Annotated in this window: 15 protein-coding genes; 9 read left to right on the top strand and 6 right to left on the bottom strand. The window is 45.6% G+C overall.

The window, feature by feature from the left end:
• The first annotated feature begins 6 nt into the window (after nt 1-6).
• From LIX84_RS02765 to yegS, 8 genes are all read left to right on the top strand, one after another.
• On the top strand, nt 7-969 hold the full coding sequence (locus LIX84_RS02765; RefSeq protein WP_015313118.1) for a DUF58 domain-containing protein: 963 nt from the start codon (nt 7-9) through the stop codon (nt 967-969).
• Entirely contained in the window at nt 970-1548 is a 579-nt protein-coding gene (locus LIX84_RS02770) for a DUF4381 domain-containing protein (RefSeq protein WP_226420559.1), read from the top strand. It begins immediately after the preceding gene.
• Nucleotides 1541-2611 (top strand): vWA domain-containing protein, encoded by a 1071-nt coding sequence (locus tag LIX84_RS02775; protein WP_226420560.1) that lies wholly within the window; start codon nt 1541-1543, stop codon nt 2609-2611. The genes LIX84_RS02770 and LIX84_RS02775 overlap by 8 nt, the downstream gene beginning before the upstream one ends.
• Nucleotides 2604-4334, top strand: a complete 1731-nt coding sequence (locus LIX84_RS02780) for a vWA domain-containing protein (RefSeq protein WP_226420561.1) — start codon at nt 2604-2606, stop codon at nt 4332-4334. Before LIX84_RS02775 ends, LIX84_RS02780 begins: the two co-directional genes overlap by 8 nt.
• Nucleotides 4331-5647, top strand: coding sequence for a BatD family protein (locus LIX84_RS02785; protein ID WP_226420562.1), 1317 nt, complete (start codon nt 4331-4333; stop codon nt 5645-5647). Before LIX84_RS02780 ends, LIX84_RS02785 begins: the two co-directional genes overlap by 4 nt.
• 49 nt (nt 5648-5696) lie before the next feature.
• Nucleotides 5697-6122 carry a bifunctional diaminohydroxyphosphoribosylaminopyrimidine deaminase/5-amino-6-(5-phosphoribosylamino)uracil reductase RibD gene (locus LIX84_RS02790; protein ID WP_005498583.1) on the top strand — a complete coding sequence of 142 codons (426 nt, stop codon included), beginning with the start codon at nt 5697-5699 and terminating at the stop codon, nt 6120-6122.
• A gap of 173 nt (nt 6123-6295) precedes the next feature.
• Entirely contained in the window at nt 6296-7201 is a 906-nt protein-coding gene (locus LIX84_RS02795; protein WP_226420563.1) for a LysR family transcriptional regulator, read from the top strand.
• Between the two features lie 8 nt (nt 7202-7209).
• Nucleotides 7210-8112 carry a lipid kinase YegS gene (yegS, locus tag LIX84_RS02800; RefSeq protein WP_226420564.1) on the top strand — a complete coding sequence of 301 codons (903 nt, stop codon included), beginning with the start codon at nt 7210-7212 and terminating at the stop codon, nt 8110-8112.
• Nucleotides 8113-8189: 77 nt separating this feature from the next.
• On the opposite strand, the gene LIX84_RS02805 is transcribed toward yegS, so the two are convergent.
• The 4 genes from LIX84_RS02805 to LIX84_RS02820 all read right to left on the bottom strand — a co-directional run bounded on the left by LIX84_RS02805 (nt 8190) and on the right by LIX84_RS02820 (nt 12267).
• Nucleotides 8190-8525, bottom strand: a complete 336-nt coding sequence (locus tag LIX84_RS02805; protein ID WP_226420565.1) for a NirD/YgiW/YdeI family stress tolerance protein — start codon at nt 8523-8525, stop codon at nt 8190-8192.
• 15 nt (nt 8526-8540) lie between these two features.
• Nucleotides 8541-9188 carry an AcfA family outer membrane beta-barrel protein gene (locus LIX84_RS02810; protein WP_104970624.1) on the bottom strand — a complete coding sequence of 216 codons (648 nt, stop codon included), beginning with the start codon at nt 9186-9188 and terminating at the stop codon, nt 8541-8543.
• 165 nt (nt 9189-9353) lie between these two features.
• Nucleotides 9354-10967, bottom strand: a complete 1614-nt coding sequence (locus tag LIX84_RS02815; RefSeq protein WP_226420566.1) for a VRR-NUC domain-containing protein — start codon at nt 10965-10967, stop codon at nt 9354-9356.
• Between the two features lie 67 nt (nt 10968-11034).
• The gene (locus LIX84_RS02820; RefSeq protein WP_226420833.1) at nt 11035-12267 is read right to left on the bottom strand and encodes an L-lactate MFS transporter; all 1233 of its coding nucleotides are present in this window, start codon (nt 12265-12267) and stop codon (nt 11035-11037) included.
• A gap of 576 nt (nt 12268-12843) precedes the next feature.
• Here LIX84_RS02820 and LIX84_RS02825 point away from each other — a divergent pair.
• The gene (locus tag LIX84_RS02825; protein WP_005398137.1) at nt 12844-13200 is read left to right on the top strand and encodes a hypothetical protein; all 357 of its coding nucleotides are present in this window, start codon (nt 12844-12846) and stop codon (nt 13198-13200) included.
• Between the two features lie 68 nt (nt 13201-13268).
• Here LIX84_RS02825 and LIX84_RS02830 read toward each other — a convergent pair whose 3' ends face one another.
• On the bottom strand, nt 13269-15158 hold the full coding sequence (locus LIX84_RS02830) for a M48 family metallopeptidase (RefSeq protein WP_226420567.1): 1890 nt from the start codon (nt 15156-15158) through the stop codon (nt 13269-13271).
• A complete protein-coding gene (locus LIX84_RS02835) occupies nt 15158-15748 on the bottom strand; it encodes a LemA family protein (RefSeq protein ID WP_005398201.1) in 591 nt (196 codons plus the stop codon). The genes LIX84_RS02830 and LIX84_RS02835 overlap by 1 nt, the downstream gene beginning before the upstream one ends.
• Nucleotides 15749-15827 lie beyond the last annotated feature (79 nt).

Below are 15827 nucleotides of genomic sequence, written 5' to 3' on the forward strand. Positions count from 1 at the left end.
GGCATTATGGCTAAGCCAACTCTTGCGCCAAAATCACAGGGGATGGATCCCCGTTTGTACTGCGATTACGCTCGCTTAGTACGCTTGCAAGCACAAGCAGAATCATTCAGTTTACTTCCTCACCTAAAAGCGGGCAGCGTACTCTCAGGCCGCCACAATTCGCTGTTTCGTGGTCGTGGATTGAACTTCGAAGAGCTGCGTCATTACCAATTGGGTGACGACATTCGTAATCTGGATTGGAAAGTTACGATGCGCACAGGCAAGCCGCACGTGCGCAGTTACACCGAAGAAAAAGATCGCAACGTGATCGTGTGTGTCGACCAGCGCAGCGCAATGTTTTTTGCTTCGACACAAGTCATGAAATCGGTTGTCGCGGCAGAAATCGCGGCCATGTGCGGGTGGCGCGTGTTAAAAGATGGCGACCGAGTTGGTTTTGTCATCGCATCCCAACAGGCGTTGTTTCACAGCAAGGCGCAGCGTTCGCAAAACGATCTTCTGGCTCAACTTAAGCGTCTCGCTAAAGCCAATCAATCGCTCAATGTGGACTCCCGCAATTCCGAAAAAGTGACGTTCAGTCAATGGATTGAGCTCATTAAACGCATGAAGCTCAAACAATCCACTTTGATTTTTATCAGCGACTGGAGCGACTGCGAGGAGCACCACCTTGATCACCTTAAACAGCTACAACAGCACAACGATGTTCTTGCAGTGATGGTCAGTGACCCATTAGAACAAGCGCTACCAGACGATTTGGCAAAATCGAAATGGGTGGTTGGTGATGGGCAGTATCAACTCAATTTAGACAGCAAAGCAAAGGTAGAAGCCGCGAGCGCAAAGCTTGAGGCTCGAACTAGCTTACAGCGACAATCACTCTCTCAACTTATGGCGATGAAACACCTTCCGCACATTGAACTCGATACGACAGGCGAGCACATTAAACAATTTCAAAAACTGGTAGGAGGGCGTTAAATGAGTGGTCTTCCTACGCCTCCGAGTACCTATATACTCAGAGAGCTACATGATGTGGCCGTGCCACCAAGCGTGAATTGGTATCCGCAAACTATTGGCTGGAAAATTTTAGCTGCGGTTGTGCTCATTGCATTAGTGTATGTCGCGTATCGTTTGGCTCAACAGTGGTGGTGTAACCGCTACCGACAAGAAGCTCTGTTGGCGATTTCGCAAATCAAACCGAGCGACAAAGGCATGCCTAAAGCATTGTTCTCTGTGCTTAAAATTGTGTTGATTCATGTTGATAGCCGTAACGCGAAATTGTTTGATACCGCCTTTTTGCGCAAGCTCGATGCGCTATATCCGCAAACCGGAGATTCTCTAGCAAACTCGCAAGTGGTCTTTAACGATGAGCTTTCAAAGCGCTGGCTACAAAGTATTGTTGACCCCAGCGTTACGCTAACCAACGAAGAGCGAGTAACGCTTATTGCTCGTGCGAAAAACTGGGTGAGTGAACACCGCTGTGATGCTCAAAAAAGCGCGGCAAAGAAATCTCCATTATTGAAACGCAAAGCAAATCAGGGAGGTCAACATGAATGATCTTCTTGTATCGCTAACGGGCTTGTCTGGTTTTGAATTTGCTCACCCAATGTGGTTTCTGATTTTGCCGCTGCCATTGGTGGTGTACTACTTGGTGCCTGCATATCGCACTAAGCAAATGGCGATCAAAGTGCCGTTTTTTAGTCAGTTGGTGGAAGCGATTGGCGAGACGCCGTCAGAAGGTGCAAGCCAGTTAACCCCAAGCTGGTGGCAACGAGCAACGTTAATTCTATCATGGCTTTTGGTGGTGTGTGCGATGGCAAAACCCACCGTGTTAGGCGAGCCTCAAGTTCGCGAGAGTTTAGGGCGCGATGTTATGGTGGTGGTGGATCTTTCGGGTTCCATGGCTGAGCCTGATTTCACCTCTCGTACAGGTGAAAAAATTTCTCGCCTTGATGCGGCAAAAGAAGTGCTGACGGAGTTTGTTCAGTCTCGTAAAGGTGACCGATTAGGCTTGGTACTTTTTGGTGATGCCGCTTTTGTGCAAACGCCATTTACCGCAGACCAAAAAGTGTGGCTCGAACTGCTTAACCAAACCGATGTGGCGATGGCAGGGCAGAGTACCCATCTTGGTGATGCGATTGGCTTAGCGATTAAAGTTTTTGAGCAAAGCGATAAGTCGCGTGGTGCTTTAGAGCAAGATCAAAACCGTGAAAAAGTCGCGATTGTATTAACCGATGGTAACGACACGGGCAGTTTTGTCGAACCGATTGATGCGGCGAAAGTTGCGAAAGCTAAAGACGTGCGAGTGCACGTGATTGCGATGGGCGATCCGGAAACGATAGGTGAAACCGCGTTGGATATGGACACGATTCATCGCATTGCGAAAGAATCCGGCGGTGAAGCGTTTGAAGCTCTCAACCGTGATGAACTGTCGGCTGCCTACGACGAGATTGGCAAACTGGAACCTCAACTTTACGAAAGCACCACATACCGCCCAAAACAAAGTCTTCACCATTACTTGATGGCGTTAGTGGTCATCATGCATTTACTCGCGTTCAGCGTCGCGACACTTAAAAGAAGGGCTGCAACACGATCATCATTAGGAGAGAGCGATGTTTGATTCTCTTAGTTGGACGCAATTCTTTACGCAGTTTCATTTTATTCGACCGCAGTGGTTACTGGCTTTGATCCCTATGTTTTTCTTGGTGTGGTTGCGCTGGCGAGAAGAAAGCAAACCAAGCTGGAAGGATATTCTGCCCGAACATTTACGCAATGCTTTGACGATTGGTGAGCAAGGTTGGCGTAAGCAACTGCCGCTTAAGCTCTTGATGCTGATTGTGCTAATTGCCATTGTGATTTGTGCAGGCCCAACGTGGCAACGTGAATCTTCCCCCTTTGGCGAAGATAAAGCCTCTCTGCTTGTGGTGCTTGATAACAGCGACTCGATGCTGCAAAAAGATCTCCCACCAAGCCGCCTTGAGCGTTCTAAACAGAAAGTACGCGATCTGTTAGCCGCTCGAAAAGGCGGAAAAACGGGTTTAGTCGTGTTTGCGGGCAGTGCTCATGTGGCGATGCCTGTGACTCAAGACAGCAAAGTATTTGACCCATTTTTGGCGGCCATTATGCCAGAAATCATGCCCGTGCAAGGTAAGCTTGCTGAAAAAGCCTTGCCGTTAATTGATCAACAATTGCAAGGTCAACCAGGCTCCACCGTTCTGTTGGTGAGCGACGGCGTGAACCCGGCCACGATTAAGCAATACCAAGCGTATTTTGCAGACAAACCTTATCAACTGTTAATTCTTGCTGCGGGGAATACAGACATCGTGAGTAACAACCCGATGGATTTGGATTCTCTGCAAAAACTGGCCAGCCAGACCAACGGTCGATTGGTGGAAGTGACGGTCGATAACAGTGATATTGAACAACTGAATCGATACGTTGAGCGCAATATGCAGCTTAATGGCGAATCTTCAATGCCTTGGAAAGACATGGGTTATCAACTGCTGTTCCCAATCGCGTTGATCACGATGCTGTGGTTTAGAAAAGGGTGGTTAGTGCAGTGGTGCGTGATTGCAATGGTGAGCAGTACACTCTTGATGCCGACCAGTGCAATGGCGGAGAACGTTTCTGTTAAAGCCGAGCAGCCACAAGTTGTGCAAAAAGTGACGACCTTCGACAAGGTGGCGCAATGGTGGTGGGATTTGTGGCTGACGCCAGACCAACAAGGACAGCGTTTGTTCAACCAACAAGCGTATTTAGAAGCTGCAAAACACTTTGTCGATCCATTACGCAAAGGCACGGCGTACTACTACGCTAGCGAGTTTGAGCTCGCGCACAGTGCGTTTTTGGAAATGCAAAACGACCCGTCCGAAGAGGTCCGAGATTACGGTCTTTACAATGCGGCGAGCGCATTGGCGCGCCAGCGTGAATATTTGGCTGCTCGTGACTTGTTAAAATCCCTAGCCAGCAAGCCAACGTTGAGCGAGTCGTTAAGACCTGATGTCGAGCACAACTTGAAAGTGATTGCTGGCATCGTCGATGAGATAAATCAGATGAGTGAAAGTCAAGCCGGAACAGAGCAAGAGGCGTCAACCGAGCTAGGCGACAACCCTCAAACCGCAGAAGGAGCGGATGAACAAACGTCAGCAGAGTTGATGATTAAAGAGACGTTAAGCGCAGACGACATCTTAGGTAGCCAAGAGTTAGCCGACAAGTGGCTAAAGCGAGTCGAAGCGGATCCGAAGTATTTCTTACGCGCTAAATTCCAAATTCAATTACGCTCGCCAACAACGGGTAGCTTAACTACGACAACGGAACACAATACAGAGGAGGCTGCCCAATGATGATGAATGTCCATCGCGTTACCTCTTTTGCACTTCCTGCACGGATAGTGGCATGGTTAGTGGTTTGTTTGAGTCTGCTCGTAAGTCGTCACGTTTTCGCTCAGGACATTTACGATGCTCAACGCAATCATGGTGTTGAGTTGCAAGCGTGGGTTGGTCAACAACCAACGGCTGGAGAAAAGCGTAAAACGCCAAGTTTTAGTGTCAACGAGCAAGTCATTTTAACCATCGAAGTGGCAACGCCGCGCTGGTTTACGGGTGGGACGAGAATTGGCAGTATTGAAATACCCAATGTTATCGCCAAACAGCGTAATCAGCTAGCCACTAACTTCACGGAGCACAAGGGCGGACAAACTTGGTCGCGTCAACGCTGGGAAGTGACTTTGTATCCGCAAGCATCTGGTGATTTTGTGATTCCACCTGTCGCAGTGGGCGTTCAGGTGTCAGTACCGGACGGCGAGAAGGTGTCCGGCACACTTTACACGCAGCCGATTAAGTTCAAAACCGCCTTGCCATCGGGATTGTTAAGCGGTGACACGCCTTGGTTTTCTGCAACGCACGTAGACGTAAAACAAGAGTGGGAAACCTCCACTGAGTCACTCAAAGTTGGGGATGCAATCACGCGTAAAATCACCATTTCAGCTCAAGATTCGCTATCTGTGTTGCTACCAGACTTGTTGAAAGGAGAATCAACAACCCGTTACCAAGCGTATCCTCAACCGCACCGTCTTACAGATACGCAAACACGTGGTGATTACCAGTCAACACGCACAGAAGAGAGCGTGTACGTGATTCAACAAGGTGGTGAATTAACCCTGCCAGATTATGAGTTCCGTTGGTGGAACAGTAAGACTCAGCAAGTGGAAACGGTGGTGTTAGAGGGCAAAACATTTGCTGCGAAGCACACGTTGAAATCCTTCATCAAAACGTACTTTGCATGGATTGTATCCACGCTTGTATTGCTGGGTTTTGTGACTGTTTCATTGGTAGCCATTAAACGTTACTACCGCAACAAACCGACACCAGCATGGTTGACGTTCCACCGTTTGTTAAAGGCTAAACGTTGGTCTGAAGCAAGGGCCGTATTGTACAAACAATTACGTTTAAATACGGCAGAGCTGGAAATGACCAAAGCCGATACGAGTGAATCGTGGCAAAAAAGTGCGTCGCGAATGCAAAATGGTGAAAATAGCGCTCATTTAATGAAGTCGATGTGGCACAAGATCCAGACCAAACAACAACGTTTTAAATTCCGTATACCGCGAGCGTTACCAGGACTGGACAAAGTCATTGGAAGAGATGGCAATGAATAAAACGGGGCGCTAATATAGCGCCTCGTTTTTATTAGAGAATAGAGTTCAAATGAGCCAAGAGTTTATGCGCCGCGCATTGGAAGTGTCCAAAAATGCGCTTCCTGAATGTCAACCCAACCCGCCAGTTGGCTGCGTGTTAGTTAAAGACAATCAAATCGTTTCAGAAGGTCATACTCAAGCTATTGGTGGCAACCACGCGGAAGTAGAAGCGCTGAATGCATATCAAGGCTCGTTAGAATCGGTGACGGCATACGTTACGCTCGAACCGTGTTCGTTTGTAGGTCGCACGCCAGCTTGTGCGGTGACATTAGTAAAATCCGGTATTGGCAAAGTCGTCGTAGCCATGTTGGATCCAGATCCGCGCAACAGTGGTCGAGGTATCGAGATTCTAAAACAAGCCGGTATTGAGGTAGAAATTGGTTTATGCGGCGAGGAAGTCAGCGAGTTTCTTACCCCATATTTAGGCAAATCTTAATGTAAGTATTGGCTTGCACGTTAGCTACTCACTTACGCGGTGAGTGGAGTACGTCAAAATTGAGTTAAAACTCATTAAAACAGGTCGTACCGCCCATTTCTTGTACTTGGCTACGTTAACTATCATGCTGTTAGATTAAAATAGAAAAAGTGATTTTCGAAAAATTTAATAGCATGAAACCGACCGATCTTAATCTCATCCCCATTTTTATTGCCATTTATGACGAGGGGAACTTATCTAAAGCGGCAGCACGTCTCAGTATCACGCAGCCCGCAGTCAGCAAAGCGTTGGCACGCCTTCGTGATATTTATGACGAACCTTTATTTCATCGCTGTACCAAGGGGGTAGAACCTACCTCTTTTGCTATGGATATTTACCCTGCGCTGCTTACTTCGGTGCAAAACTTTACTTCAACTCTGGCGGCTTCTAGCGAATTTGACCCTAAAGTGTCGAATCGAGTGTTTTCCATTGCTTGTGTCTCTGTTGCAAGTTTTGAGTTGCTCCCTCAAGGCATGAAACAGATCCGTGAGTTAGCACCACATATTGCTTTAGAGGTTCATCCACTCTTTACGGAAGATTTTGAAAGCGATCTACGTTTGCAACGTTACGACTTGATCATTGATATCGCGCCAAGAGCACGAACGGTTTTAAAAGTTGAAACTGTGCTTACTGAGCGCTTGGTGGTGGTGTGTAGCGAGGAGCACCCACGCTTAAAGGGCGAGATTACGGCTGAACAATTTTTTGAAGAAGAACATGTGGTGGTTTCGCAGTGGCAGAGTCGTAAGAGCTTGTTAAACGCCGATGATATTGTCGACTTGGACAAAAGAAAGATAAAGTATCGAGCTTCTGGCGTGTTGGAAATGCTACCTGTTATCTGCGGTAGTGAATATATTGGTTTAATGCCCGAGTCGATGATCAACTTGTTCAACCACACCTATCATGTTAAATCTTTATCTATGCCATTTGATGAACAAACCTATGAGCTCTGCACTATATGGCATCCTAGTCGGACAAACGACAGTGCCCATCAATGGTTGCGATCACAGATTAAACAAGCAGGGAAAGTCATCAACCAATAGGAAGTACAATGAAGAAGACAATACGTGCCATCCTTAACGGCAAAAAAGCTGGGAACCCAGAGTTAAGAGATGCAATCATGAAAATGAGAGACAAGGGCGTCGATGTGCAAGTGCGAGTGACTTGGGAATCTCAAGACATGCCGCGCTTGGTGAAAGAAGCGGTTGATGAAGGGATTGAACGTATTGTTGTCGCTGGTGGCGATGGGACCGTCAATGAGGCGGCTTCTGCGATTATCCAAATTGAAGAAGAAAAACGCCCTGAGTTAGCCATTATCCCTCTTGGTACCGCAAATGATTTTGCCACCGCGATCCAAGTGCCAGCTTCTATCAAGGCTTCTTTATCTCTCGCCGTAGAAGGGCAGTCTGCTTTGGTCGATTGTGTCAAGGCTAACGATCGATACTTTATTAACGTGGCAACAGCAGGGTTTGGCGCAGAAGTTACGGCAGAAACGCCTGTTGAACTTAAAAACTTTCTTGGTGGCGGCGCTTATACACTAACTGGTGTTGTAAAAGCGCTCGGCTTTAAACCTTATGACGGAACAATAACAATTGAAGGCGGGGCTTATCAGGGAGAAATGTTGCTTGGCGCTTTCTGCAATGGTCGCTTAGCTGGAGGTGGGCAAGAGTTAGCGTCGAAGGCGATGATTAATGATGGCTTGATGGATCTAACATTGGTGCGTCCATTCTTGCCTCATGAGCTGCCAAAAGTTATCGAAGAGATCAATAATCCTAGCGAGAAAGGTGAGTTTGTAAAACACACAAGAGCAAGCTGGTTGGAGATAGACTTTCCAAATCCACTTCCGCTCAATTTAGATGGCGAACCATATCATTCGAGAACAATACGGTTTGATGTTCAGCCTAAGGGTATACGATTAGTCTTGCCGCAAGATTGTCCTTGCTTGACCAGCTAAACGAGTAGTTTCAAGGCCCATAAACAACACAGCCTCCAATATGTGGCTGTGTTGTTTGTGTTGAGGTGTCAGGCGAATTAAAGCTTTTGAATGGTCTCTACGTCAATCTGCGTGGTTGTCCACTCTGAGTCAACTTCGCCTCGAATCGTCACTTTATCGTTTGGACCAACGTCTAGTCCCATCCAATCTTCATTGTCGATTTCTACTTCGATTTCGCCAGTCTCATCTTTGAACAAGTAAGTCTCGTTACCAAGAGATTGAACAATGTGCCCGGTTAACATGACGGCGCTGTCATCGGTTGCGTTGTGCGCCTCTTTCACCGAATTAATTACGCTTACTTCTGGACCATTAAACGCGGCGAAAGCTGAGTTTGAAAGTAGGGCAAACATGGATGCTAAAATCATTTTTTTCATTATCGTCTCCTTAAATTAGAAGTAGTAAGTTGTGCCTACGTTAAAGGATGCAGTGTTTGCGTAGCTGTCTAGTTGATATTTTGCGTTTGCACCAATGGTGAACTGCGGGAAAATTCTGTATTCCGCACCCACTGAGAACATTGCGCCTAGCTCGTTGTTTTTCTCCGTGCTATGGAAAAGCGTGTTGTTCATTTCCACATCGTCGTTCGCGACAAGCTCGTATTCTTGATGTTTAGAAACCTTGGCGTTGTATTCCGTGTACGTTAAACCCGCTTTGAATTTTGTTGTCCATTTATCATTTAATGCATAGTTAAACACAGGTGCCAGCGACACTTGCTTGGCTTTGATTGACGCATCCCAATCCATTTCATGATGGTAATCTTTGCCATCGATTGACTTGATACCTAGGTTTTTTGAACGACTATCATCAAGGTCAAACTGGCTGTAACCCAGTTCCAATGCCCAGTTGTCATTAAATGCGTAACCGACAAAGCCTGAGAAAATACCGTCTTCAAGCTCAGGGTTGAGTGTTACGTTGTCAGTTGAAAAGTGAGGTTCCAAATCATGGTCAGTGGTGCCTAGTCCATATTCCAGACCTACATAAGGAGCCGCAGATACCGAAACAGAGCAGGTAACAAGTAACGCAAGAAGTGTTTTGTTCATTTTATTTTTCCTCTTCAAGTCAACTTAGTGAGTAGAAGCGCATTTTGTGTGAAGAAGCGTGAAGCGATCGTGAAGAAACGAAAAAATTTTTAGAAAAAAGAGCAAGGGGCGATAACCGAGGGGCGGTTTGAGTGAACAAACACCAAGCTCTTTATATAGAGTAAGTTAAGTTGCTGCGACGTAACACACCGCAAACGGGACATTAAGGCGAGTAAACTCTTTGATCCAACGCCATTGGTTATCCTGGAGTTTATCGCCAGGGCCTTTCACTTCAATCCACTCGAACTCATTTTCTTTAAAAGCAATGAGATCCGGCATCCCATTACGGTAAAGCTTAAGGTCGCTCAATTGTATTTTGAACAGCGCCATCAGCATATTGGTTGGGATAGTGTTGAGCGCTGTTTCGAGTAGCTCTTTACTTATTAAATTCCAATGTACAAATGGATTACTAATGCCAAACTTCTCATCGTATTTTGTCAATAACGTCTGGGTGTTGCCCGCTTCTAGTTCGGCAAAAGCGGTGTCTATCAAAGCTTGGCGCTTGGTAACAAAATCTGAGTGATATAAATCTAAAGGACGGTGTTGATAAGCGTTAATGAATGCCCCTTCAATAGGAGCAAAAATCGCATCCCAGAATGTAAGCCCCAGTAGCGAGTTGAGCAACGCATTTTCAGCGTAAAACACATTCCAGCCTAAGGACTCAAAATACGCTTTACTGGCAAGCTCGACTCGTTGTTGAGATAAATCCAGTTCAATATGGTATTCGGAGCAGAGTGGCTTCGCTACTCTTGGTACTTTCGCGCCTTGTTTTCGCTTCAACCGTTGCTCAAGTTTTTGTGCGACTTCGAGCTCAGACACATCAATTGGCGACTGCAGCATCTCTGTGACAATGTCACTAAATAAATCATCTTGGTTTAGTTTGTCATAGATACGTGCACGTCGTTCTCGGCTCGGAGCGAGCTGAGTTTGGCTAAATAGAGATAGGGCGGTCTCTAGATCATTAAGCCGTTCGTAATCACGTGCTATGTCATTCAACATGTGCTCACGTTTACGATCTACGTAATGGTGATTAACGGGCTGAGGCATTGCCTCAATTAATAAGTCGAGATTGGCTTTGTCTTTTCGATCAAATTGCCAGTACAGGTTGGCCAGTTGGCTCAGTTCAATTAAGCGGTCTATTTGCTCACGTGAATCAAAGAAACGGCGCACTTTACTCAATTGGTATTGCTCGAACTGATGTAGACCTAAGTCATCAAGCACAAACTGACTTAAGTCTTGATGGGTGTTGGCAAAAAATAGGGTGAGTAAAACGTCGATCATGTGGGCGGAATTGAGTTTGATGATCGTAAACTCAAGCTGCTCAAAACGATCAAATTCCGTGTTGCTTAAACTCTCCACAAGGGCATCTTTCTTTAATGACTTCGGTAGCTCTGGGTAAAGTGCAGAGATCTCCGGTTTCGTCAGTAAGTTAGACGCTAACTCTTGATGAGAGAGTGTGGGGGAAAGGGCCACAAACTCATGTTGACTCAATTCTGCCAGTGCTTCATTGATTGAAGGTATTTCTTGATAACTCAGCTTATCACTTCGAAACCAACACCCTTTTCGGCTGTATAAACGCACCAACAGGCACTGGGCGTGTTTGCTCAAGGAATCAAACGAGCAAAGCCAAGCGTGTTCTTCCTCAGCCAGTAAATCGCTGTACCAGGTTACTGCGTGGTGAGTCAGCTTAAAGAAGTTTTCTAGATAGTAGTCTGGTGCAAGTTCGATAGGGCTTTCCATAAACGACCGATAACAAAAAAGGCTTAACCCATAGGTTAAGCCTTTTCGCTATCAAATCAATTCGCAATTATGCGTTTTTTAGCTGCGCTACTTTCGCTTCAGACAGTGGCTTAGTGATGAACGCAAGTACGATACATACTGCCATCATTGCTGAAGAAATAGTGTAAGCCAAGGTGTAGCCTTCGCTGTTCGTCATAGAGAAGCCAACAACTGCTGCGCCGATTGCACCACCGATACCCCATGCAGTGTAAAGCACACCGTAGTTAGTACCGTAGTTTTTCAAACCGTAGAACTCGGCCGTTAGAGTAGGGAATACCGCTAGAAGGGTACCGTAACCTACCGCTGCGATCGCAGTACCAATGATCAGAGTAAACTCAGAGTCGAACGTTGCGAACAGCACCATGTTTACGCCTTGTAAGACGAACGCAAGTAGAAGCGTACGAACACCGCCGATTTTATCTGCAAGCATACCCGCAGCAACACGACCGCCAGAGTTGAATACAGCAAGAATGGACGCTAGGTAAACCGCGTTTGGCAAGTTTGCTTGAACGCTTGCGATGGTCGTGATGTTACCGATGATCATTAGACCAACAGAAGCTGCGAACGCGTACATGATCCATAGAGAGTAGAACTGTGGCGTTTTCAACATTGCTTTCCAAGTTAGGTCATCTGACTTTTTAACCGCTTTAGGTGCTTGACCTTCTTTTACTTTCGGCTCTGCAGGTGTGTAGTCTGCTGGTGGGTTATTGATGGTTGCTGCAAGAGGAACTGCAATTGCCAGGATACCAACACCAAGAACCATAAAGCTCGTTTGAATGCCCATGCTGTCGATCAATGATGATGTTACTGGTGCTAGGTAGATAGCCGCTAGACCAAAACCTGCCGCAATAATGCCGTTAACCATACCTTTCTTCGAAGCGTGGAACCACTTCATCGCAGAAGGTGAAAGACATGCATAACCAAAACCGATACCTGCACCTGTGATCACACCGAAGGTAATGTTCAGCATGAGTGGAGTATCAACAAAGCCAGATGCGATCATGCCTAGACCTGTAAGAACAGTACCTAGGATAAGGATCATACGCGGACCCATGCGGTCTTGAAGAATACCTGCAACAAGAAGACAGATAGAGAAAGTGATGGTTGCAGTTGCGTAAGGTGCAGAAGCTTCTGCAGCACTCCAGCCTGATTCAGTTACCAGTGCCTTGTTGAATACACTCCAAGCATACAGGATGCCAAGACAAAGGTTGATACAGAACCCTGCTAACAGGATGCGCATAGCTTTATCAATCTTGCTCATTTTCATTCTCAGTTTTCCTCTTGTTGGCAATGCCGCAAAGAGGGTTGGTTTAAAGATGTTTTTTCTCAAAATTAGTTTGCGTTTTTCAACGATTAACGCAGTGAGCGCGGATTATAACCAATAAATATGTGATTGGAATCTCTTTTTGCCGTTACTGATAAAATAATTTGAAACATTAAAAGCGGATGTAAATTCATGGTTTTGCATGTGGTTGTAGTGTTATCAAAAAGTGATGATTTTTGTTATTGGGAATGAGGAACTAGTCAAAACAGAGAATTCAGTGCGCAGTTGGGTGCACAGCTCACATTTCATATAAAAAATTTCAAAATGTTACCGTGTTAACTCCCTGTAACAAAAATGACTGAAATATCGTCTTGTCGCCGTAAGTATTGGATGTAAAGGGTTTCTTAAATTTAAATTGTTAACCTTTTGTAATAACTAGAGCTGATTAGGTTTTTTGTGCATTAAGTGAACAAAAAAGTCACTTGTAATTGCAGATTATAGGAGCAGAATATAGCGAAAAATGAGATTTCATTTATGAAGGGATGCTTTTTTAGACTTGTTGTGAGGTGACTTATGAAACTGTTCCTATTACTCATGGCTTCGGTATCTGCTGGTGTCGCATCTGCAGACCACATCCATTCATTTATGTTGGGCCTATCTATTGCTTCTCTAGCGGTAGGGAGCTGTTATTTCTTTGCATTCCGTAGCTCGCGCTTTCCACAGCTTGCTTTATTCTTACTAATCTGCGGCATGCTTTCTAAGTTGACGATAACGGTTGTTGGTGTGATGTGGGGAATGTCGGCTGAATTAATTACATCTCCAATCGTATTCGCACTTTCGTATTTATTCTTCTCTCTCGCCGTGACCTATTTATGGTTTAGTTATCGAGAGAGTATCACTAAGATCCCTGATCGATTTAAGTCAGCGTAAATCGTCAAATAAGAAAACATAATAAAAAAACGCCAGCAAAAGTGCTGGCGTTTTTGTTTAAAGCTAAGTCAGTTAGCTTGTTGTGTTTGGCTCGGTAGGGTTTGTCCTGTATTGACTGATACTGTTAGTGGCGGCTCTGGAGCTTCTAAGAAGCAGGCGATTACCCTATAGAGTTCTCCTTCCGCAACGGTAACCTTTCCATCCGATTCAATCGCTATTCGACACGCTTTTACGAACAAGCGACGACTTTTCGGTTTGAGTTGCAGTAGGAGCTCTAAAGCAGCGCGATTTAGGCCCCAGTTCTTATTTGCGGGTTGTAACTCTGCATCATTAAAGCCCAAACAGGTTAGGGCGCTGCTAAATGCACGTTGAGCGTCTTCCGGTTGAGAGTGACTAACCCAAGCCAATTCGCGCAGTAGCCAAAACACACTCTCTTTTAATTGCTTTAAAGATTGGATCTTTTTTGTACATCCATACGATTCGAGTAGTTGCTTCTCCAATAAGTTGATGACACACCATTCTGCTAGTGAGTAGTGATCATCAGTTTGAGAGAGTTCGCGTAGCACCTGGCACAGTCTGTTTTTCTGACCCTCACTCAGCGATTTCAAGGCAGGGATGGAGAGTTCGAGTAATGGAAAGCGTAGATGAAGAGGCAAATCATAATCTAGCCATGGTAATAATTGTGCTTGAGACACATTTGGGATATGACTTTTTATCATCTCTCGCTGGAGTTCACTGCCATCAAATATCAAGGCAAAAGCAATAAAGCGCGCACTGTATGGTTCACGAGCGATGTCGACAAGTTCGGAAGGAAGTTGGTTAAGTAGTTGTTGACCTACTTCGCTGAGTTCTGCAGTGGTTGGTTTCTCCGGTTGCGTCGATGTCCCTGATGTGAATCCACTAACGTTATCATTCTCAAAGCTTGTCGTTGGACGATGCGAACTTTGAGAAAAACTTCCATCCCAACCAGGTTCAATTCGGCGAATCCGTTCTTCTAGTGGAGGGTGAGTAGCAAATAGGCCAGAAAAGCCGGAGAGTTTGCTTTGACCAAACATCATATGGCTCATCTCATCGCTTGCTTTTGTATTCAATGAAGAACCCGCCATATGACTACCAATTTTCTTGAGTGCACCAGCAATGCCTTGATCGTTTCGAGTAAATTGAACGGCACTGGCATCAGCGAGAAATTCACGTTGACGAGAGATTGCGGCTTTGATCATCGAGCCAAACAAGGTGCCAATCCAGCCCAGAACCAAACAGATAATCGCAATCAGCATGATAACCGCAAAGCCTTTATCGGAATCGGAAGAACTTCTTGATACGCGACTCGTATGATGAGTGTTATCTAAGACCAAGTGTCCAAAATGTGCAATGCAAGTGATGCCAAACAGTACGCCGATAAGACGCGTATTCAAACGCATATCTCCGTTTAAGATATGGCTGAATTCATGAGCAATGACACCTTGTAGTTCATCTCGCGTGAAGCTATCCAGTGAGCCTTGTGTGACGCCGATGACGGCATCATCAATGCTCATGCCTGCTGCGAAAGCATTGATACCGCGCTCTTCCTGCATCACATAGACGGGAGGAACCGGAATGCCAGATGCAATAGCCATCTCTTCCACAACGTTGAGCAGTTGTCTATGTTTTGCATCTAAGGTGTTTGAGGAAATCAGCTTGCCACCTATGCTCTCAGCAACCCCTCGGCCTCCATTGGAGGTAAGGGCGGATAAGCGAACCATTGAACTTATCGTAACAACCAGCAATACGCCAGCAAAGCACAACAAGACGTAGGTAAGTGCGGTTTCTTGATCAAAGTGTTCGCCTGTTACTCCGTAATAGATACCAATCGATAATACGCTTACCAAACCAGTGATGGTGACAAGTGCTAAGGAAAACAGGAACACCAAAAGCCCAGTGCGTTGACGCGCGGTATCTTGATGGTCAAAGAAATCCATTAGAACTCAACCTTCGGGGCCGCTTGTATTTCAGCACTGTCAGAAAACTCTAACAGTTTGCCATCTTGGAATCCGAATGCATTGGAAAACAACACTGGCGGGAACGTTTGTTTGTATGTGTTGTAGCTGGTTACCGCATCATTAAATGCTTGGCGAGCAAACGCAACTTTGTTTTCAGTGCTGGTTAATTCTTCTTGAAGCTGACTCATGGTTTCATTTGCTTTAAGCTCAGGGTAGGCTTCCACTACCACATTAAGTTTGCCCAACGCACTTTGCAGCATGCCTTCCGCTTGGTTTAGTTGGCTAATTGCCGCATCACTACCAGGCGCGTCACTGGCTGCTTTCAGGCCAGCAATTGCTTGATTACGAGCTTGGATAACACGTTCAAATGTTTCTTTTTCGTGTTCCATATAGCCTTTTGCAGTATTAACTAAGTTCGGAATCAAATCGTATCGACGTTTTAATTGAACCTCTATTTGAGCGAAGCTGTTTTTGAAACGGTTTTGTAGAGTAACGAGCTTGTTGTAGATACTGACGGCGTACACCACAATGAGCAGGACAATAACGATAAAGACAATAAATGCAGTCATAATAAATCCCATTTTCTTAATGTATTCAGTTCTTATATAAACTGTTGAGATATTAAGCAAATGCTTCTGAAGAAGCGAT

This window comes from Vibrio sp. E14 (assembly GCF_020515785.1).
Classification (GTDB): Bacteria; Pseudomonadota; Gammaproteobacteria; order Enterobacterales; family Vibrionaceae; genus Vibrio; species Vibrio diabolicus.

What these genes read in the sequence shown, in the direction of transcription:
- LIX84_RS02765 (WP_015313118.1), top strand. Translation starts at nt 7, where the DNA reads ATGGCTAAGCCAACTCTTGCGCCAAAATCACAGGGGATGGATCCCCGT.
- LIX84_RS02770 (WP_226420559.1), top strand. Translation starts at nt 970, where the DNA reads ATGAGTGGTCTTCCTACGCCTCCGAGTACCTATATACTCAGAGAGCTA.
- LIX84_RS02775 (WP_226420560.1), top strand. Translation starts at nt 1,541, where the DNA reads ATGAATGATCTTCTTGTATCGCTAACGGGCTTGTCTGGTTTTGAATTT.
- LIX84_RS02780 (WP_226420561.1), top strand. Translation starts at nt 2,604, where the DNA reads ATGTTTGATTCTCTTAGTTGGACGCAATTCTTTACGCAGTTTCATTTT.
- LIX84_RS02785 (WP_226420562.1), top strand. Translation starts at nt 4,331, where the DNA reads ATGATGATGAATGTCCATCGCGTTACCTCTTTTGCACTTCCTGCACGG.
- LIX84_RS02790 (WP_005498583.1), top strand. Translation starts at nt 5,697, where the DNA reads ATGAGCCAAGAGTTTATGCGCCGCGCATTGGAAGTGTCCAAAAATGCG.
- LIX84_RS02795 (WP_226420563.1), top strand. Translation starts at nt 6,296, where the DNA reads ATGAAACCGACCGATCTTAATCTCATCCCCATTTTTATTGCCATTTAT.
- yegS (WP_226420564.1), top strand. Translation starts at nt 7,210, where the DNA reads ATGAAGAAGACAATACGTGCCATCCTTAACGGCAAAAAAGCTGGGAAC.
- LIX84_RS02805 (WP_226420565.1), bottom strand. Translation starts at nt 8,525, where the DNA reads ATGAAAAAAATGATTTTAGCATCCATGTTTGCCCTACTTTCAAACTCA.
- LIX84_RS02810 (WP_104970624.1), bottom strand. Translation starts at nt 9,188, where the DNA reads ATGAACAAAACACTTCTTGCGTTACTTGTTACCTGCTCTGTTTCGGTA.
- LIX84_RS02815 (WP_226420566.1), bottom strand. Translation starts at nt 10,967, where the DNA reads ATGGAAAGCCCTATCGAACTTGCACCAGACTACTATCTAGAAAACTTC.
- LIX84_RS02820 (WP_226420833.1), bottom strand. Translation starts at nt 12,267, where the DNA reads ATGAGCAAGATTGATAAAGCTATGCGCATCCTGTTAGCAGGGTTCTGT.
- LIX84_RS02825 (WP_005398137.1), top strand. Translation starts at nt 12,844, where the DNA reads ATGAAACTGTTCCTATTACTCATGGCTTCGGTATCTGCTGGTGTCGCA.
- LIX84_RS02830 (WP_226420567.1), bottom strand. Translation starts at nt 15,158, where the DNA reads ATGGATTTCTTTGACCATCAAGATACCGCGCGTCAACGCACTGGGCTT.
- LIX84_RS02835 (WP_005398201.1), bottom strand. Translation starts at nt 15,748, where the DNA reads ATGACTGCATTTATTGTCTTTATCGTTATTGTCCTGCTCATTGTGGTG.